The organism is Brevundimonas sp. VNH65 (assembly GCF_049445955.1).
Taxonomy (GTDB): domain Bacteria; phylum Pseudomonadota; class Alphaproteobacteria; order Caulobacterales; family Caulobacteraceae; genus Brevundimonas.
Genome location: NZ_JBMSDX010000007.1, coordinates 163310 through 181894 on the forward strand (window position 1 = coordinate 163310; position 18585 = coordinate 181894).

Genomic DNA, 18585 nt, shown 5'->3' on the forward strand with positions numbered 1-18585 from the left:
CTATCCCGTTCCCGCCGACTGGGCCGAGCGGGCGCATATGAGCCGCTCCGCCTATCAGACGGCCCGGACGGTCGCGCGGACCCATCCGGACGCCTTCTGGACCGAGGAGGCGCGGCGTCTGGACTGGATGACCTTCCCGCAGAAGATCAAGGACGTCTCGTTCGCCAGGGAGGACTTCCACATCCGCTGGTTCGAGGACGGCGTCCTGAACGTCGCCTGGAACTGCGTGGATCGCCACCTGGCCGAGCGCGGCGACCAGACGGCGATTATCTTCGAGGGCGACGACCCGTCCGTCTCGGGTCGGCTCACCTATCGCGAACTGCATCGCGACGTCTGCCGCATGGCCAATGTCCTCAAGGAAATGGGGGTCAGGAAAGGCGACCGCGTCACCATCTATCTGCCGATGATCCCGGCGGCGGCCGTGGCCATGCTGGCCTGCGCCCGTATCGGCGCGATCCACTCCGTCGTCTTCGGCGGCTTCTCGCCCGACAGTATCGCCGGCCGGATCGAGGACTGCGGATCGGCCTTCGTCATCACCGCCGACGAGGGCCGGCGCGGCGGCAAGACCATCCCGCTCAAGGCCAATGTCGACGCCGCCCTGGACAAGATTCCGACCGGCTTCAATACTCAGAAGGTCCTGCTGATCGCCCATACGGGCGCCGAGGTGAACGTCGTCAAAAACCGCGACGTCCTGTTCGAGGAGGCGGTGAAGTCCGTCGCCGACGACTGCCCCTGCGAACCGATGAACGCCGAGGATCCGCTGTTCATCCTCTACACCTCCGGCTCGACCGGAAAGCCCAAGGGGGTGCTGCACACCACCGGCGGCTACCTGTTCTGGGCCTCCTGGACCCATGAACTGGTGTTCGATTACCGCCCCGGCGAGGTCTTCTGGTGCACGGCCGACGTGGGCTGGATCACGGGCCATACCTATGTGGTCTACGGCTGTCTGGCCAACGGCGGCACGACCCTGATGTTCGAGGGCGTGCCCAACTATCCCGACGTCAGCCGTTTCTGGCAGGTGGTGGACAAGCACCAGGTCGAGATCTTCTACACCGCCCCCACCGCCCTGCGCGCCCTCATGCGCGAAGGCGACGCGCCGGTGACCTCGTCCAGCCGGAAGTCCCTGCGCCTGCTCGGCACGGTCGGTGAACCCATCAACCCCGAAGCCTGGCGCTGGTATCACGAGGTCGTCGGCGAAGGCCGCCTGCCTATCGTCGACACCTGGTGGCAGACCGAGACCGGCGGCGCGCTCATCGCGCCCCTGCCCGGCGCCACGGACCTGAAGCCCGGCTCGGCGACCCTGCCCCTGCCGGGGGTGGAGCTCCAGCTCGTCGATTCCGAAGGCGCGGTGCTCGACGGCGCCGTCTCCGGCAACCTCTGCCTCACCGACAGCTGGCCCGGCCAGATGCGCACGGTCTGGGGCGATCACCAGCGGTTCTTCGACACCTATTTCTCGACCTATCCCGGCAAGTATTTCACCGGCGACGGCTGCCGCCGCGACGAGGACGGCTACTACTGGATCACGGGGCGGGTGGACGACGTCATCAACGTCTCGGGCCACCGCATGGGCACCGCCGAAGTCGAGAGCGCCCTGGTTCTGCACGACGACGTGGCCGAGGCCGCCGTCGTCGGCTATCCGCACGACATCAAGGGCCAGGGCATCTACGCCTATGTCACCCTGAACCAGGGGGTCGCCGCCTCCGACGACCTGCGCAAGGCCCTGGTCGGCCATGTCCGCAAGGAGATCGGCCCCATCGCCGCGCCCGACGTCATCCAGTTCGCACCGGGGCTGCCCAAGACGCGGTCGGGCAAGATCATGCGCCGCATCCTGCGCAAGATCGCCGAAAACGAGATCGGCGCTCTCGGCGACACCTCCACCCTCGCCGACCCGTCGGTGGTCGAAGATCTGGTGAAGAACCGCGTCGCCGCATGAACGGCCTCGGCGCGCCCGATCCTTGAACACGCCTGTTCGAAGCCTAGATTCCGGACTCACGCCTGTCCGGCAATCGCCGTGACCGGCCACGCTGCGGTCCCGGCGCCCTCGCCCCGCTTTTTCGGCGGCGGCGCATCCAATGGGCCCTTTCGAGCGTAGCGTTGTCGATCCGGCCATTCCGGCGGTTCCGTTCGGAGAGGTCCATGTCCGCATCCGCGTTCGAGCATGTCCGCAGCCCCTCATCGCCCCGCGCGCCTTCTGCGGCCGGGCGCATGTTCCTCTGGGTTCTGGGCCGCATCGGACGTGACTGGCGCGGACCCGGCCTCATCGTCGAAACGCCCGAGGGCCACCGCCACGCCTTCGGCCCTCCAGCCGGCGGACCTGCCGGCGATCCGGCCCGGCTTGAGATCCACGACTGGCGCATGGTTCGGCGCGGCCTGACCGCCGGCGACATCGGTCTGGCCGAGGGCTATATGGCCGCCGAGTGGGATTCGCCGGATCTGGCGCGCCTGCTGATGGTCTTCGCCGACAATTTCGAACGCCTCGGCCGCTTCGCCGACGGCGCCGGGATCAGCCGCGCGATCGAATGGGTGCGCCACAACCTCGGTCGTCTGAACACCCGACGCGGCGCCCGCCGCAACATCATCGCCCACTACGACCTGGGCAACGATTTCTACGCCCGCTGGCTCGACCGTTCGATGACCTATTCGTCCGCCTACTGGCCGACCCCGGACCTCTCGCTGGAGGCCGCACAGGAAGCCAAGTATGCGGCCCTCGCCGACAGCATCGACCTCCAGCCCGGCCACCGGGTGCTCGAAATCGGCTGCGGCTGGGGCGGGTTCGCCGAATTCGCCGCGCGTCGCGGCTGCACGGTGGTCGGCCTGACCCTGTCCCCCTCCCAACGCGACTATGCGATCGCCCGGATGCAAAAGGCCGGCCTGGCCGACTGCGTGGACATTCGCCTGAAGGACTACCGCGACGAAACCGAGACCTTCGACCGCATCGTCTCCATCGAGATGTTCGAGGCGGTGGGCCGACAATGGTGGCCCACCTATTTCCGCCAGGTGCGCGACCGCCTGCGTCCCGGCGGCCGCGCGGGCCTGCAGATCATCACCATCCGAGACGACCTGTTCGCCGCCTACCGCAAGCGGGTCGATTTCATCCAGCGTTACGTCTTTCCCGGCGGCATGCTGCCCAGCCGCGCGCGCCTGGTCGAACTCGCGTCCGACCACGACCTGACCTGGGATCAGGATCGCAGTCTCGGCCTGGACTACGCTCGCACCCTGAACCTCTGGGACCAGCGTTTCCGTCGCCAGGCCAGCGGCATGGACCCCGTGTTCGATCGGCTCTGGCGCTTCTACCTCGCCTATTGCGAAGCGGGCTTCGCAACCCGTCGCACCGATGTGTTGCAGGTGGCGCTTTCGGCGCCGGGGGCCGCTCGCTAACCTCCCCGAAAAGGGGAACGCCATGACACCGACGCCGCAGGGGCCGCTCCACGGCTTGCGCATCATCGAGTTCGACGCCATCGGGCCCGTTCCCCTGGCCGCGATGATCCTGGCCGACCTCGGCGCCGACGTGTTGCGGATCGCCAGAACGAGCGCCGGCTTCTTCGACAACGCCGGCGGCGCCGTCCTCCACCGCAACCGGCCCCATCTGTCGCTCGACCTCAAGTCGCCCGCCGATCGCGAGCGGGCGATGGACCTCGTCGCCCGCGCTGATGCGGTCATCGAAGGCCTGCGGCCCGGCGTCATGGAACGGCTCGGGCTAGGCCCGGAGCCCTGCCTCGCCCGCAATCCGCGCCTCGCCTACGTCCGCATGACCGGATGGGGCCAGACCGGCCCCTTGGCCGCGCGCGCCGGCCACGACCTCAACTACATCGCCCTGACCGGCGCCCTGCACGCCATGGGCGCGGCCGATCAGCCCCCGCCCGTTCCGCTGAACCTGATCGGCGACTATGGCGGCGGCGCCATGTTCGCTGCCGTCGGCCTGCTTGCGGCCGTCCACTCGGCCCGAGCTACGGGACGCGGGCAGGTCGTCGACGTCGCCATGACCGACGGGACGGCGGTGCTCTCCAGCCTGTTCCACGCCCTCTCCGCCGGCGGGCTCTGGACCTCTGCACGCGGCGAGAACCTGCTGGACGGCGGCGCGCCCTTCTATCGCTGCTACGCCTGCGCCGACGGCGGCCATGTCGCGGTGGGCGCGCTGGAGCCCCCCTTCTTCGCCGCCCTGATCGCCGGGCTTCAGCTCGATTTCGACCCGGCCGCCCAGTATGATCGCAGCCGCTGGCCCGAGCTCGCCCGGCGTCTGGCCGACGCCTTCGCCGCCTCGCCACGCGATCACTGGACGGCCCTGTTCCAGGACACCGACGCCTGCGTCACCCCGGTCCTCTCCTTCCAGGAGAGCGCCGACCATCCTCATAATCAGGCGAGGGCCACGCTGGTTCAGGCCGAGGGTCTGACCCAGCCCGCGCCCGCTCCCCGGTTTTCAGCCACGCCCGCGGCCCTTGCGCCCGAGCGCAGGGTCCGGATCGATTTCGCCGACGCCCTCGCCCGTTGGCCCGAGTGACATCTCCGGGCGCCCTGCCCATCGTGCCGCGTGGACACCGGCGCCCGGGTGACGCATAGGGGCGCGGTGAGCGCCGCCGCCCCTCCGCAGACGAACCGACGTCACGATCTGGACTGGATCCGGATCGCGGCCTTCGGCCTGCTGATCCTCTACCATGTGGCCCTGGCCTACGGTCCCTGGGACTGGCACCTGAAGAGCCGTCACACTCAGGAGTGGATCCGCGAGGCGGTTCTGATCACCAATCCGTGGCGGCTGACCCTCTTGTTCCTGGTCTCCGGCGCGGCCGTGCGGTTCATGACGGCGCGCCGCACGCCGATGGAGGTCGCACGCCTACGCATCGCCCGCCTGGGTCCGCCGTTGATCTTCGGCGTCCTGATCCTGGTCACCATCCAGTCCTGGATCGAGGCGATGGAGAAGGCCGGCTGGGACCAAGGCTATCCCGCCTGGCTCATCCGCGAATTCAGCCCATCTGGCATCGCCGACGGCGTGCCGTTCAACCACCTCTGGTTCGTCATCTACATCGCCGCCTACAGCGCGGTCATCGTCGGCCTGCTGTATCGTCCTCAGTGGATCGCTCATATCGAGGACCGGCTGGGGACCTGGCTGGCCGGATCGCGCCTTCTCTGGGTTCCGATGCTGTACCTGGTCCTGGCGCGGGTGATCATCTACCCGCCCTTCGGTCTGACCAACAATCTGGTCTGGGACTGGTACAATCACGCCCAGTCCCTGGCCGCCTTCCTGTTCGGCTTCTTCGCCGCGCGCAATGCAGGCATATGGACCGGGTTCGAGCGCCTGCGATGGCCCGCCGCCGCCATCGCCGTCATCGCCCTTCCGGTCATGATGCTGCAGGTCGCCCATCCCGGCGGCGGCGCCTTCTGGGGCGTTCCCCGCAACATCGTGGTGGCCGTCGACCAATGGGCGGTCATGGTGGCGATCCTGGGGTTCGCCGGCCGATACCTCCGGGGCGCGTCCGGACCTGTCCTCACCTATCTCAACGATGCGGTCTTCCCCCTCTACCTGGCCCACCAGACCCTGCTGGTGATGGCCCTCTGGTGGATACGGCCGGCCGACCTTCCGATCTGGGGCGAAGCCCCCATCCTCATCGGCTTCACCCTGGGCGGCAGCCTTCTGATCTACGAACTGGTGCGACGCGTCGGCGTTCTGCGCCCGATCTGGGGCCTGCGCCCCCTGCCCCATCTGCCGGCCTGGCCCGCGCCCGGCGCCTATCGCAAGCGCCGGCTTCTGCTCGCCCTCGGCGTGGCGGCGCCCGTTCTCGCGGTCCTGACCGTCGCCCTGGCCCTCAGCGCCAATCCCGGCTTCGACAACGCGCGTCGCTATCTCAGCGAACTGGGCGGGACGACCGCCTCCATGCCCGGCATCTTCAACGGGGGCGTCTTCATCGCCGGCGTTCTGGCGGGCTTCGCGGGGGTCGGCCTCGGCCTGGCGCTGATGACGATCAATCGGGCCCGGATCGCCGGAACCCTGACCGCCGTCGTCTTTGTCCTGGCCGGACTCGGCCTGGCGGCGTCGGCGCTGATCCCGTTTCCGGACCCGCGGCATGTCGACGTCCTGTATCTGGCGCTCGGCATCCAGATCGCCCCCCTGCTCCTGCTCTGGGGCCTAGCGGCGGATCCGCACGCGCGCCGCCTGAAGATCTTCCTGATGGCGGTCTTCGTCATCATGGTCATCCTGACCGTGACGACCCGGCACCTGATCTTTCCCGGCACGGTCAACGACGCCAATGTCGGCTGGTGGGAGCGCGCCTACGCCCTCATCCTCTTGGCCTGGGTCGGGGTCACCGCCGCCGCGCTGGGACAGCGGCTGAAATCGGGGGACAATTCGGAGGGCGAACGCTCCTGAATCCGCGCGTTCACGGAACCTCTCGCAAAAAACACGCAGTTATCACGAATGCGTGATTGATTTTCACAAAAATGCGTTCATGCTGCATCGCACAGGCTGGGCGCTCTCCCCGCGCCAGCCTTCCTCGGGGATGTCAGCGGACACGATGAACAGGCTTGCCTTTCGCAGCGAGGATTTTCTGGCGGGCGCCGATGACTACGGCGTCTCCGGCTGGCTGCCCGATGAGGCGCCGATCGCCATGCCGGTCCAGGAATTCGACTCTACCGTCGTGGTGTCGCCGGTCGCGACCACGCCCCGTCGCATCGCCCTGCGCCGCTGGTTGCTGGTGGTCCTGACCGCCGCGCTGACCAGCCTCGCCGCGGTCACCCCCTGGATCCTGTATTCGCGTCACGGTTTCGACCCGCTCGAACTGGTCGGTTTCGGCCTGTTTCTGGTCCTGATCGGCTCGATCAGCTGCTGGTTCGCCAACGCCGCCATCGGCCTGTGGGTGCTGACCACCAACCGCGAGCAGGACGATCTCGACTTCGCGCCGCACCCGCCGGCTCCGGCGACGCGCACCGCGCTCCTGATGCCGCTCTACAACGAAGACGCCCACACCGCCCTCGCCCGCCTGGCCAAGATCGACGCCGGTCTGGCCCGCCTGGGCGTGTCGGACGCCTTCGACCTGTTCGTCCTGTCCGACACCAACAAGGCCCCGGCCCTGATGACGGAACAGGCCGCCTTCGCCGGCCTGCGCCTGCGCGCGCACAGCCAGGCCTTCTATCGCCATCGCGAAAAGAACACCGAGAAGAAGGCCGGAAACATCACCGACTGGGTCCGCCGGTTCGGCGGCGCCTATGACTTCATGGTCGTGCTGGACGCCGACTCGACCATGGCGGGCGAAACCCTGCTGCGTCTCGTCGACGCCATGGAGCGCAACCCCAGGGTCGGCCTGATCCAGACCGCTCCGGTCATCGTCAAGGCCTCCACCCTGTTCGCCCGCGTGTCCCAGTTCAGCGTGCGCCTGTACGGCCGCGTGGCCGCCGCCGGCCTGGCCTGGTGGACGGGCTCCGAGGGCTCCTACTGGGGCCACAACGCCATCCTTCGCACCCAGGCCTTCGCGGAGGCCTCCGGCCTGCCCTGCCTGGATGGCAAACGCCCCTTCGGCGGCCACATCCTCAGCCACGACGTGGTCGAGGCCGCCCTGCTGCGTCGCGCCGGCTGGGCCTGCCACGTCACCGCCGCCCTGGACGGTTCGTGCGAGGAAACTCCGCCGACCCTGACCGACTTCATCCGGCGCGAGCACCGCTGGTGCCAGGGCAACCTGCAGCACATGGCCCTGCTGTCCTCGACCGGCCTGTCCTTCGCCAGCCGCACCCAGCTGTTCATGGGCGTCCTGGCCTATGTCGCCTCCGCCCTGTGGTTTTCGGCCCTGGTCGTCGGCCTGGCGATCGAGCTCCAGTATCCGGTGGACTGGTCGTCCTTCTTCTACTTCCTGAACCCCCAGTTCTCGCCCTTCATGCTGGCCTCGCTGCTGGCCGGGGTGCTGCTGATGGGCCCCAAGGTCATGGGCGCGGCTCTGGTCCTGTCCCGTCCGCGCGAGCGTCGCGCCTTCGGCGGCGGCCGTCGCGTGGTCTCCGGCATGCTGGCCGAGATCGCCATGTCGGCCATCCTCGCCCCCATCCTGATGGTCGCCAACACGGTCTCGGTGGTGAAGATCATGTCCGGCCAGGACGCCGGCTGGCATGCCCAGCAGCGCGACGCCGACGGCATCACCTGGGGCGACGCCTTCCGCTCCATGCGCTGGCAACTGGGCGCCGGCCTGGCCTTCGTCGCCGCCCTGTCGTTCCGCCCGGACCTGATCTGCTTCTTCCTGCCGATCGTCGGTCCGCTGCTGCTGTCGCCGGTCATCGCCGTCTGGACCTCGCGTAGCGCCTCGGGCAAGGCCTTCGCCCGCCGCGGCTGGCTGGTCACGCCGTCTGGCGATGAAGAGAGCGCTGCGCCCATGGTCATCCACGGCCCTGCGCGCCCCAACCCCCTGGCCGACGACGCCAAGGTCCGCGCCCTCCGCGCCCTCCAGAACGCCTGAGATAGGAGCTGGGTTTTAGGGACCAGGGATCAGGGCCAGACTCCGCAGTCACGCCCCCTCTGCCCTCATCCCTAGAACCTAGAACCTGATCCTTGGAACCTACCCCCTACAAAGCCCCCATCGAATTCTCATGGTCGATCGCCTGGCGCTTCAGCCAGGCTGTGAAGGCCAGGGCGCTGGTCGAGGCCGGGCGATCGCGCGGCATGACCACATGATAGGCGAAGCCCACCGCCTCTGACCCGTCCGCGAACGGCGCCGTCAGCCGGCCGGATTCCAGGTCGGCCTGGGCCAGGGTCCGCTTGGCCAGGGCCACACCCCGTCCCGCCGCCGCCGCCTCGATCAGCATGCCGGATTCCGAGAACCGCGAGCCGCGCCGCGCATCGGGATGCCGCACCCCCCGCGCCTTCAGCCACATCGGCCAGTCGGGACGGCCCGGATCGCCGTCGTTGGACATGTCATGCAGCAGCACATGGTCCTTCAGATCCGCCGGCGTGCGGATCGGCTTGGCCCCGGTCAGCAGCGACGGCGCGCAGACCGCCAGCACCGTCTCGGTCATCAACCGTTCGACCACATGACCCGGATAGTCGCCGGGCCCATAGCGGATCGCCAGGTCGGCCTTGCCCTCGCCCAGCACCACCGGCTCCATGTCGGCCGAAATCCAGACCTCGATCTCCGGATGAGCGGCGTGGAAATCGTCCATCCGCGGCATCAGCCATTTGGAGGCGAACGACGGCGCCACGCTGATCGAGATCTGCCGCCGACGCGGCGGCTCCCTCAGCATGGCCGAGGCGTCCATCAGCCGCTCGAACCCCTCGCGCAGCAACGGCACCGCGCCCCGCCCCAGGTCGGTCAGCTGCAGTCCCTTGGCCTCGCGCACGAACAGCGGCCCGCCCACCAGATCCTCCAGCAAGCGAATCTGCTGGCTGACGGCGCCGGGCGTCACCGACAATTCGTCGGCGGCGCGGGTGAAATTCAGTGTCCGCGCGGCGGTTTCAAAGGCGCGCAGGGCGTTCAGGGGCAGGAGGAGACGGGCCATGCCGTTAGAAATCCTATCAACCGCCGCTTGGCAAACCCTTTAATGTGGCGCCGCACATTTCCGCCTCGAAAGTCACCCGCCGTGTCGCCCTCTGTTTCGCCCGCATCATCCGTTCTCGACCTGATCGGGAACACCCCCCTGATCCGCCTGAATCGGCTGTCCGAGGCGACCGGCTGTGAAATCCTCGGCAAGGCCGAGTTCCTGAACCCCGGCGGGTCGATCAAGGACCGCGCGGCCCTGTCCATCGTCCAGGCCGCCCTGGCGTCCGGCGCTCTGCGCCCCGGCGGAACCATTGTCGAGGGGACGGCGGGCAATACCGGCATCGGTCTGGCCCTGGTCGGCGCGGCCCTCGGCCACCCGGTCGTCATCGTCATGCCCCGCACCCAATCCGAGGAAAAGAAACAGGCCGTCCGCGCCCTCGGCGCCCGTCTGGTCGAGGTCGACGCCGCCCCCTTCTCCAGCCCCAACCACTTCGTCCACTATTCCAGACGCCTGGCCGAGGAACTGGACGCCGAGAACCCCGATGGCGCGGTCTGGTCCAACCAGTTCGACAACACCGCCAACCGCGACGCCCACTACCGCACCACCGGCCCGGAAATCTGGGCCCAGACCGGCGGCCGCATCGACGCCTTCGTCAGCGCCGTGGGCTCGGGCGGCACCCTGGTCGGGGTCTCGGCCTGGCTGCGGGAACAGCACCCCGACATCCGCATCGGCCTGGCCGATCCCGGCGGCGCCGCCCTCTACAACTGGTTCAACACCGGCGAGATGAAGGCCGAGGGCTCCTCCATCACCGAGGGCATCGGCGTGGCGCGCATCACCGGCAATCTGGACGGTTTCCGCCCCGACCACGCCTGGCGGATCGAGGACGCCGAGTTTCTGCCCATTCTGTTCGACCTGGTCCGCCACGAGGGCCTGTCCCTGGGCGGCTCCTCCGGCGTCAACCTGGCCGGCGCCGTCCGCATGGCCCGCGAACTGGGCCCGGGCCACACCATCGTCACCTGCCTCTGCGACCCCGGCTCGCGCTATGCGTCGAAACTGTTCAACGCCGACTTCCTCAAATCCAAGGGCCTCCCGACGCCGGACTGGGTTTAGCAAGACTGGACAGACGACCTCCAAAGTTCATAGTTGACCGATGCTGGCCTTGGCGCTGCTTCTGTCTCACCTTTCATCTTCGCCGGGGATCTTCGGCACAGCGGTCGGCGTGCAACTGCCACCGGAGGATCAAGAAGCAGTCGCCGTTCTCGAATGCCGGCACGCTTTTTATCCCGATGAAGTGCGTTGCGATATCGAGACAGTCTCGTCGAAGGCGAAATGGGTCCGGCCGGCGGCGCGCATTCTGGCGAGAAGCGCGGAACGCAACCACGACCTTTACTGGCTGCTCACCCGCGGCTGGATACTGACGGAAGAAAGCTCATCGGTCCGTTTCCGCGCCACCTTACGTAGGGATGTGAGGCCGCAGTTTCAGATGGCCTACCTTCAGGATGCTTCGCGCGCCCGGCCTTCCGAACCCTGATCTACAACCGCCAAACCTCCGCCTTCGCGCCCGCATCGCCCAGCGCCCCGGCCACCCAGCCGCAGATCTCCTGCGCCGCCGCCTCCGCGCCGCCCGGCGGGTTCACCACCACCATGGCGCAGCCGTTCATCTTCATCGGATCGGTCAGGGGCCTCAGCCGCGCCTCAGCGACCAGAACCTCGCCCGACAGCCGCCTCAGGAAGCCGTCGAAGGTCTCCAAGTCCTTCAGCGGCGTCCAGATCGCCACAGTGGCGCCCGGCGCCGCCTTCACCGCCGCCATGGCCGTCTCGGCGGCCCGCACATAGTCGTCCGGCCGCTCAAACGGCGGATCGATCAGCACCAGACGCGCTGACGCCCCGCCCGCCTTCAACGCGGCCAGAACCTCGACATAGCCGTCGCCCGCCTGTCCGGTCGCGGCCGGAAACGCCGCCAGCGCCTGCTCCAGCAGGTCGACCACCGGCGGATTGAGCTCGAACCCGCGATAGGCGTCTCCGGCCCGCAGCGCCCGCGCGATCAGCAGGGGCGATCCCGGATAGAACCGCGTCTCCGCCGATCCCCCATTCACCGCCCGCACCTCGTCCGCCAGGGCCGCGATCGTCGGCGGCAGGTCGCCGTCCGACGCCATCAGCCGCATGACCCCGGCCTCCGCCTCCTTCGACCGCACCGCATCCCCGGTCAGGTCATACAGGCCCGCCCCCGCATGGGTGTCGAACACCGCGACCGCCCCCTCCTTCTGGCGCGCCCGCAACAGCCACAGCACCAGGGCGTGCTTGACCAGATCCGCGAAGTTTCCGGCGTGAAAGCTGTGGCGATAGTTCATGCCCCCTCGTCGTCCGCCGCCGCTGTCCCGTCAAGCGCGGAACCCGCCGTCCTCGGCCGACGTTGGCCCTCCGCCTCCTGTGCATGAGACCCTCCCATGGCCGACGGCGTCGCCGCCTTTCAGATCGCTCCCGACGCCGCGCCCCCGCCCGGCCTGCGCTGGTGCAGCGACGATGCGCCGGGCCTGACCCGCCGCCGTTCCGGGCGCGGCTTCACCTATCGCGATGCGCGAGGCCGCACAGTCGCCGACCCGAAGACATTGGCCCGCATCCGCACCCTCGCCATCCCGCCGGCCTGGACCCAGGTCTGGATCTGCCCCCACGCCAATGGCCACATCCAGGCCATCGGCCGCGATGTGAAGGGCCGAAAACAGTACCGCTATCACCCCGACTGGAGCCGCCACGCGGCCGAAACCAAGTTCGATCGGCTGGCCGATTTCGCCCGAGCCCTGCCGCGCCTGCACCGCCGCATCGAGGGGGATCTCGATCGGCGCGGTCCCTGTCGGGAAAAGGCCGTCGCCACCGTGGTCCGCCTGCTGGAACTCACCCTGATCCGGGTCGGCAACCCCGAATACGCCCGCGCCAACCGCTCCTACGGCCTGACCACCCTGCATCGCCGCCACCTCGACGTCGACGGCGCCGCCCTGACGTTCGCCTTCCGGGGCAAGAGCGGCAAGGACCACAACGTCACCGTCCGTGACCGCCGCCTCGCCCGCCTGGTCCGTTCCCTGCGCGAACTGCCCGGCCAGACCCTGTTCAAATACCGCGACGAACACGGCGACATCCGCCCCGTGTGCTCCGACGACGTCAACGCCTATATCCGCGACGCCATGGGCGAGACCTTTTCCGCCAAGGACTTCCGCACCTGGGCCGGAACGGTGTCCGCCGCCCGCGCCCTGCGCGAGATGGAGGCGCCGACTTCCACGACCGACTCCAGACGCAAGCTGAACCTCTGCGTCCGCGCCGTCTCCGGCCTGCTGGGCAACACCCCGACCGTCTGCCGCGCTTCCTACATCCATCCGCGTGTGTTCGAACGGTTTGAGGCGGGCGACCTGGCCGACGCCCTGCCGGGCGCGGAGACCAAGGGGTTCGAACCGGCCCTGATCCGCCTGCTATCCGCCTGACCTCAAACCGGCGTTAACCGCGCCCGGTCATCATGCCGTCCTCACCGGGGACGGACATGGCCTTCACCGCCGCACGCGACAGACACCCGACGTCCCTCCGCTTGAGCGGCCGGGAGCTCATCGGCCTGGTCGCCCTTCTGCTGCTCGCGGCGATCTTCGTCATGCCCTCCAGCTGGCGGGAGGCCGCGCGGGATCTCATCATGCCGCAGCCGGCCGCAGCCGAGCCGTCTGCATCTCAAGACGCCCTGTTCAGCGGCGCCGTCACCGTCGTTGACGGCGACACCCTGGACCTCGACGGCCGACGCATCCGCCTGCACGGGGTCGACGCCTTCGAGCGGGATCAGATGTGCGGAACCGGCCCCTCCGCCTGGCCCTGCGGCCAGATCGCGGCCCAGACCCTGGCGCGCCGCCTCGACGGACGTTCGGTGACCTGCGAGCCGCTCGACACGGACCGCTATGGCCGCACCGTCGCCCGTTGCCGCACGGGCGGCGAGGACCTCGCCGCCTTCCTGGTCGATCGCGGCCTTGCCGTCGCCTACCGCCGCTACAGCGACGACTATGTCGCCGCCGAAGACCATGCCCGCGCCGCCGGCATCGGCGTCTGGCGCGACCCGGCCTTCACCTCGCCGGAAACCTGGCGCGCCCGGTAAGGCTCAGCCCCCGTGCTCAGGCCGCCCTCGCTCAGGCGGCCCTCGCTCAGGCAGCCTTGTCCCAGTTCAGCACCACCTTGCCCGAACGGCCGGACTTCATCGCCTCGAACCCGGTCTGGAACTGGTCATAGGCCAGGCGGTGGGTGATCAGCGGCTGCAGGTCCAGACCCGCGTTCAGCAGGCCCAGCATCTTGCGCCAGGTCGTGAACATCTCGCGCCCATAGACGCCCTTGATCGTCAGGGCCTTCAGGATGATCGCGCCCCAGTCCGTCTCGGTCGGTTTGGACGGAATGCCCAGCAGAGCCAGCCCGCCCCCCATGATCAGGGTGTCGACGCACTGTCTGAACGCGATCGGCGAGCCGGACATCTCCAGCGCCACGTCGAACCCGACCTTCAGCCCCAGTTCCTTCATCACATCGCGCAGGTCCTCGCGCGTCGTGTTCACCGTCCGCACGCCCGGCGCCACCTTCTGCGCCAGTTCCAGCCGGTAGTCGTTGATGTCGGTCAGGACCACGGTCCGCGCGCCGGCATGCCGCGCCACGGCCGCCGCCATCACCCCGATCGGCCCCGCGCCGGTGACCAGAACGTCTTCGCCCAGCAGGTCGAACTGCTGCGCCGTGTGCACCGCATTGCCGAACGGATCGAGGATGGCGCCGATCTCGTACGGCACGTCGTCCGGCAGTTCGATGACGTTGAAGGCCGGGGCCACGACGAACTCGGCGAAGGCGCCCTGACGGTTCACCCCGATGCCGCGCGTATGCGGATCCAGATGGAAATGCCCGGCCCGGGCCGCTTCCGAATTCAGGTCGATGACATGACCCTCTGCCGAGACCCGCGCCCCGATCTTCAGCGGCCGGTCCACCTCGGCGCCCACGGCGACAATCTCGCCCGAAAACTCGTGGCCGGTGATCATCGGCGTCGGCACATTCTTCTGGGACCACTCGTCCCAGTTCCAGATGTGAATGTCGGTGCCGCACACCGCCGTCCGCTTGACGCGGATCAGCACGTCTTCCGGCCCCGGCGTCGGGATCGGCGCGTCGATCAGCTCCAGACCTTCCACCGGCCCGGTCTTGGCCAGGGCCTTCATCGTATTCGCCATCAGACTACTCCCAGTTCCTTGCCGGCCGTCGTGAACGCCGCGACCGCCTTGTCGATATGTTCGAATGTGTGCGCCGCCGACATCTGGGTGCGGATGCGGGCCTGGCCGCGCGGCACGACCGGGAACGAGAACCCGATCACATAGACGCCCAGTTCCAGCATCCGCGCCGCGAAATCCTGCGCCAGCTTGGCGTCGCCCAGCATCACCGGAATGATCGGATGCTCGCCCGGCAGCAGGTCGAAGCCCGCCTCGGTCATGGCCGTGCGGAAACGATGGGCGTTGGCCGACAGGCGGGTGCGCAGGCGATCGCCCTCCTCGCCCTGGGCGATGCGGATGGCCTCCAGCGAGGCTCCGCACACCGCCGGCGCCAGGGCGTTGGAGAACAGATAGGGCCGCGCCCGCTGTTTCAGCAGTTGCACCACCTCGGTCGTGGCGCAGATGAAGCCGCCCATGGCCCCGCCCAGGGCCTTGCCGAAGGTGCCGGTGACGAAATCCACCTTGACCCCGCAATGGGCGAACGAACCGCGCCCGCCCTCGCCCAGAAACCCCGTGGCGTGACAGTCGTCGACCATCACCAGGGCGCCGTACTGATCGGCCAGCGCCCGGACCTGATCCAGTTTGGCGATATAGCCGTCCATGGAGAAGGCTCCGTCGGTGGCGATGATGACGTCACGCGCGCCGTCAGCCCGCGCCTGTTTCAGCTGCGCCTCCAGATCCGCCATGTCGGAGTTGGCGAACCGGTACCGCCTGGCCTTGCACAGCCGCACCCCGTCGATGATCGAGGCGTGGTTCAGACTGTCGGAAACGATGGCGTCCTCCGCCCCGAACAGCGGCTCGAACAGGCCGCCGTTGGCGTCGAAGGCGGCCGCGAACAGGATGGCGTCCTCGAAACCCAGCCAGTCGGCGATCGCCCGTTCCAGGTCCTTGTGGATGTCCAGGGTGCCGCAGATGAAGCGCACCGAGGCCGTGCCGGCCCCTCGGTCGGCCGTCGCCTTTTCCGCCGCCGCCACGATCCGGTCGTCTCCGGCCAGACCCAGATAGTTGTTGGCGCAGAAGTTCAGGACCTCGCGCCCGCCGACCCGGATCACCGGCCCCTGACGCGAGGCGATGACCCGCTCGGGCTTGGTCAGGCCCTGGCTGTCGATTTCGGAAAGCTCGCGCGAAACGCGGTCGTGGAAAGCGGCGGTCATAGAGCCTCCAAAAGGGGACGTTTCGACGGCCGGTTACGCCGATTTCGGCGACGGCGCCACCCCGGCCTCGGCGGCGGACCGCTCGCGTCGCGCCAGACGTTCCCGTCGCGCCTCCCGCTGACGTCGGTCCGCCTCGGCGCCGATATGGGCGTCGCCCCGCGCCTCGGCGAGGGCAGCCTGCCGGTGCCGCTCCGCACGCGCCGCGCGCCTCTCCTCCGTCTGATCCGCCGCACAGCGCGGACACGCCACGCCCTCGACGAACAGGAGCGATCGCTTCTGCTCGGGGGACACAGGCATGCGACACGCCCGGCACAGGTCGTGCGTGCCTTCGACCAGCCCATGCCGCACGGCCACACGTTCGTCGAAGACGAAGCATTCGCCGCGCCACAGGCTTTCGGGCTCCGGCACCGTTTCCAGATACTTCAGGATCCCGCCCTTCAGGTGGAACACCTCCTCCACGCCCTCAGCCTTCAGAAAGGCCGTCGCCTTCTCGCAACGGATGCCGCCGGTGCAATACATGGCCACCTTGCGCGGGCCCTTCGGCCCCGTCAGCAGCGCCTGCCCCTCCCCGCGGAACCACGCCGGAAAGTCGCGAAAGGTACGCGTGTTCGGCTGCACCGCTCCCTGAAAGGCGCCGATCTCGCCCTCATAGTCATTTCGCGTATCGATCAGCAGGGTGTCCGGATCGGCGATCAGGGCGTTCCAGTCTTCCGGCCCGACATAGGCGCCGACGTCCGTAAGCGGATCTATCTCCGGCGCCCCCATCGTCACGATCTCGGCCTTCAGCCGCACCTTCATCCGATGAAAGGGCGCCGAGGCCGCCTCCGACCATTTCAGCTCCAGCGATTCCAGACCGGGCTCGGCCTGGATCGCCTCCACCAGTCGCTCGACTGTCCCGTCACGCCCGGCGACCGTCCCGTTGATCCCCTCCCGCGCGATCAACAGGGTGCCGCGCGCGCCAAGACTGTCGGCGCGGGCCGCCAGCCGGTCGCGCAAGGCGGCCGGATCGGCGATCGAAGCGAAACGATAGAGGGCGGCGATCCGCCAGGTCGAGGACATGGCGTCTGATCGCACGACCGGCCCGATCTCGCCAAGCGAAGCTCAGGGCCGAACGTCGATCACCACCCGTCGATAGCGGGTGATCGGCGGGCTTCCCTGGTCAGTCACCGCCAGCACCACCTGCATCTCGCCCAGGCGGAACAGCCGGCTGTCCGGCACGGTCAGGCGCGCTGTCGCCGTGTCCGCCCCCTCGATCCTCACCGGCGCGCCGGTCGTGCCCTGGGAGGTCACAAAGCTTCCCGCCTCGTTGTAGACGAACCAGTTGTAGGTCAGGCTGTCGCCGTCCGGATCCGTCGATCCCTCGGCGCTCAGGGTCACGACCTCGCCAGGCCGCGCCGTCAACCGCTCGGCGTGCCCCAGACGCGCCACGGGCGGATGATTGGCCTCGGCGTATGACTTCACCGTCCAGGCCATCCGCGCGGCGAAATCGTTCTGGTAGGCCTCCCGCCAACGCCAGATCGTCGCCTTGTTCGAGGTGTGCCAGGCCCCGTCCGCGCCGCGCACCTCATCCTCGGCGTCCGTCCAGAACGGGCGGGTCTCCGGCTGGACGAACCAGGCCCGCGTACGCGGCGTGTAAAACTCGTACCGCCCGCCCCAACCGCCCAGATCCGGCCGCTCCGGATCGCTCAGGCCATTGGCGATCAGGTTCAGGAAACTGGGCGTGTCCCCCTCCATGATGAACTCGGTCTTCGGGTACTGGGCGCCCAGCGGACCCAGGGCGCGGACATGCGCGTCCAGCCACGGATTATCGACGACGGTGTGGTCCGCCCCGACGAACCGGCCATGAAATTTGTCGCCACTGATCCCGGACCAGGTCGCTGCATGATAGGCGCCGCCCGCATGCATGCCGGGGCTGGCGATATAGAACAGACCCGGAAACGCCTCGCGCAGCCACGGCCCGGAATCGTCCTGATCCGAAATCGCATAGACCCTCAAGCGCGCCACGAACCGCGCCAGGCCCTCCGGCGGCCGCGTCTCCCGCACCGCCCACAGGGCCTGTGCGAGAGTATTCGGCCCGCCCCAGACCAGAACCCACAGCGGCCGATCATCGTCACGATCCGCCGCCTCTATGAGCATCCGCGCGCCGGCGCTGTCCCTGCCGGCGCCGATCGCGGCCAGACCATAGGCCGGCTGACCCTCGCGGATCAGGCCGAGAAGGTGTTCGGCGGTCGGGAAGCCGGGCTCGTGACGTTCCAGATTGTCCCGCACCCTCCCATAGGCCTCGACGATCTCGCGGATTCGCCAGGCCGCCGTGTGATCGCGCTTGTGCACCGACGTTGTGGCGATCAGGCCTTCGACGTCCCACTGGTTCGCATAGACGAGAAAGCGCACCAGCGACTGCGCGTCGTCCGGTTCGTTCTCGATGTCGGTCAGAACGATCACCCGCGGCCGGCCGTCTTCGGCGGTCAGTGGTGCGGGCGCCGATTGTGCAAGAGAGGGAGCGGCCACCGTCACCGCAAAGGCCCAAACCGTCGCCATCGCCATCCGGCGCCAGACCCTCATTTGCTTCATCCCCTTCCCTCCTCGCATCGGCGAACCAGCGTAGGCTCAGGACCCATTGATCCAAGAGGCTCGATCTGATTCAGGCTCCTGAGGAGTCTGGATATGAGTGACCTGTATTGGCTGACGGACGAGCAGATGGCTCGGCTGGAACCCTTCTTCCCCAAGAG

The 18585-nt window shown here is 68.5% G+C and carries 15 protein-coding genes; 9 read left to right on the plus strand and 6 right to left on the minus strand.

The features are described from left to right. The first annotated feature begins 37 nt into the window (after positions 1 to 37). The 5 genes from acs (at position 38) to mdoH (ending at position 8426) form a co-directional block, all read left to right on the plus strand. Positions 38 to 1933, plus strand: a complete 1896-nt coding sequence (gene acs / locus ACO2Q1_RS12450) for an acetate--CoA ligase (protein WP_423329806.1) — start codon at positions 38 to 40, stop codon at positions 1931 to 1933. 203 nt (positions 1934 to 2136) lie between these two features. Then, positions 2137 to 3378 (plus strand): class I SAM-dependent methyltransferase, encoded by a 1242-nt coding sequence (locus tag ACO2Q1_RS12455; RefSeq protein WP_423329790.1) that lies wholly within the window; start codon positions 2137 to 2139, stop codon positions 3376 to 3378. A gap of 22 nt (positions 3379 to 3400) precedes the next feature. Then, a complete protein-coding gene (locus ACO2Q1_RS12460; RefSeq protein WP_423329791.1) occupies positions 3401 to 4498 on the plus strand; it encodes a CaiB/BaiF CoA transferase family protein in 1098 nt (365 codons plus the stop codon). 66 nt (positions 4499 to 4564) lie between these two features. Beyond that, complete coding sequence (locus ACO2Q1_RS12465) at positions 4565 to 6358, plus strand: acyltransferase family protein (protein WP_423329792.1); 1794 nt, start codon at positions 4565 to 4567, stop codon at positions 6356 to 6358. 145 nt (positions 6359 to 6503) lie between these two features. Then, positions 6504 to 8426 (plus strand): glucans biosynthesis glucosyltransferase MdoH, encoded by a 1923-nt coding sequence (mdoH, locus tag ACO2Q1_RS12470; RefSeq protein ID WP_423329793.1) that lies wholly within the window; start codon positions 6504 to 6506, stop codon positions 8424 to 8426. Between the two features lie 106 nt (positions 8427 to 8532). Here mdoH and gcvA read toward each other — a convergent pair whose 3' ends face one another. After that, complete coding sequence (gene gcvA, locus ACO2Q1_RS12475) at positions 8533 to 9462, minus strand: transcriptional regulator GcvA (protein ID WP_423329794.1); 930 nt, start codon at positions 9460 to 9462, stop codon at positions 8533 to 8535. A 42-nt stretch (positions 9463 to 9504) separates the two neighbouring features. Between gcvA and ACO2Q1_RS12480 the strand changes: the two genes are divergently transcribed. Together ACO2Q1_RS12480 and ACO2Q1_RS12485 are read left to right on the plus strand one after the other, a co-directional pair. Then, the gene (locus ACO2Q1_RS12480) at positions 9505 to 10554 is read left to right on the plus strand and encodes a cysteine synthase A (protein ID WP_423329795.1); all 1050 of its coding nucleotides are present in this window, start codon (positions 9505 to 9507) and stop codon (positions 10552 to 10554) included. A gap of 49 nt (positions 10555 to 10603) precedes the next feature. Continuing rightward, the gene (locus ACO2Q1_RS12485; RefSeq protein WP_423329796.1) at positions 10604 to 10975 is read left to right on the plus strand and encodes a hypothetical protein; all 372 of its coding nucleotides are present in this window, start codon (positions 10604 to 10606) and stop codon (positions 10973 to 10975) included. 1 nt (position 10976) lies between these two features. Here ACO2Q1_RS12485 and rlmJ read toward each other — a convergent pair whose 3' ends face one another. Further along, positions 10977 to 11795 (minus strand): 23S rRNA (adenine(2030)-N(6))-methyltransferase RlmJ, encoded by an 819-nt coding sequence (gene rlmJ / locus ACO2Q1_RS12490; protein ID WP_423329797.1) that lies wholly within the window; start codon positions 11793 to 11795, stop codon positions 10977 to 10979. 96 nt (positions 11796 to 11891) lie between these two features. On the opposite strand from rlmJ, the gene ACO2Q1_RS12495 reads away from it, so the two are divergent. Together ACO2Q1_RS12495 and ACO2Q1_RS12500 are read left to right on the plus strand one after the other, a co-directional pair. Continuing rightward, positions 11892 to 12917, plus strand: a complete 1026-nt coding sequence (locus ACO2Q1_RS12495) for a DNA topoisomerase IB (RefSeq protein WP_423329798.1) — start codon at positions 11892 to 11894, stop codon at positions 12915 to 12917. A gap of 56 nt (positions 12918 to 12973) precedes the next feature. After that, positions 12974 to 13567, plus strand: a complete 594-nt coding sequence (locus tag ACO2Q1_RS12500) for a thermonuclease family protein (protein ID WP_423329799.1) — start codon at positions 12974 to 12976, stop codon at positions 13565 to 13567. Between the two features lie 46 nt (positions 13568 to 13613). Here the strand turns inward: ACO2Q1_RS12500 and tdh are convergent, their stop codons facing one another. From tdh to ACO2Q1_RS12520, 4 genes are read right to left on the minus strand one after another with little or no spacing between them, the layout of a single operon-like run. Further along, on the minus strand, positions 13614 to 14654 hold the full coding sequence (gene tdh / locus ACO2Q1_RS12505; protein WP_423329807.1) for an L-threonine 3-dehydrogenase: 1041 nt from the start codon (positions 14652 to 14654) through the stop codon (positions 13614 to 13616). An 11-nt stretch (positions 14655 to 14665) separates the two neighbouring features. Next, positions 14666 to 15856 carry a glycine C-acetyltransferase gene (locus ACO2Q1_RS12510; protein WP_423329800.1) on the minus strand — a complete coding sequence of 397 codons (1191 nt, stop codon included), beginning with the start codon at positions 15854 to 15856 and terminating at the stop codon, positions 14666 to 14668. Positions 15857 to 15889: 33 nt separating this feature from the next. After that, positions 15890 to 16915, minus strand: a complete 1026-nt coding sequence (locus ACO2Q1_RS12515) for a rhodanese-related sulfurtransferase (RefSeq protein ID WP_423329801.1) — start codon at positions 16913 to 16915, stop codon at positions 15890 to 15892. A gap of 42 nt (positions 16916 to 16957) precedes the next feature. Next, entirely contained in the window at positions 16958 to 18394 is a 1437-nt protein-coding gene (locus ACO2Q1_RS12520; protein WP_423329802.1) for a nucleoside hydrolase-like domain-containing protein, read from the minus strand. Positions 18395 to 18585 lie beyond the last annotated feature (191 nt).

Coding starts and splice junctions, on each gene's coding strand:
- acs (WP_423329806.1), top strand. CDS start 38: ATGAGCCGCTCCGCCTATCAGACGGCCCGGACGGTCGCGCGGACCCAT.
- ACO2Q1_RS12455 (WP_423329790.1), top strand. CDS start 2,137: ATGTCCGCATCCGCGTTCGAGCATGTCCGCAGCCCCTCATCGCCCCGC.
- ACO2Q1_RS12460 (WP_423329791.1), top strand. CDS start 3,401: ATGACACCGACGCCGCAGGGGCCGCTCCACGGCTTGCGCATCATCGAG.
- mdoH (WP_423329793.1), top strand. CDS start 6,504: ATGAACAGGCTTGCCTTTCGCAGCGAGGATTTTCTGGCGGGCGCCGAT.
- gcvA (WP_423329794.1), bottom strand. CDS start 9,462: ATGGCCCGTCTCCTCCTGCCCCTGAACGCCCTGCGCGCCTTTGAAACC.
- ACO2Q1_RS12480 (WP_423329795.1), top strand. CDS start 9,505: ATGTGGCGCCGCACATTTCCGCCTCGAAAGTCACCCGCCGTGTCGCCC.
- rlmJ (WP_423329797.1), bottom strand. CDS start 11,795: ATGAACTATCGCCACAGCTTTCACGCCGGAAACTTCGCGGATCTGGTC.
- ACO2Q1_RS12495 (WP_423329798.1), top strand. CDS start 11,892: ATGGCCGACGGCGTCGCCGCCTTTCAGATCGCTCCCGACGCCGCGCCC.
- ACO2Q1_RS12500 (WP_423329799.1), top strand. CDS start 12,974: ATGGCCTTCACCGCCGCACGCGACAGACACCCGACGTCCCTCCGCTTG.
- tdh (WP_423329807.1), bottom strand. CDS start 14,654: ATGAAGGCCCTGGCCAAGACCGGGCCGGTGGAAGGTCTGGAGCTGATC.
- ACO2Q1_RS12510 (WP_423329800.1), bottom strand. CDS start 15,856: ATGACCGCCGCTTTCCACGACCGCGTTTCGCGCGAGCTTTCCGAAATC.
- ACO2Q1_RS12515 (WP_423329801.1), bottom strand. CDS start 16,915: ATGTCCTCGACCTGGCGGATCGCCGCCCTCTATCGTTTCGCTTCGATC.
- ACO2Q1_RS12520 (WP_423329802.1), bottom strand. CDS start 18,394: ATGGCGACGGTTTGGGCCTTTGCGGTGACGGTGGCCGCTCCCTCTCTT.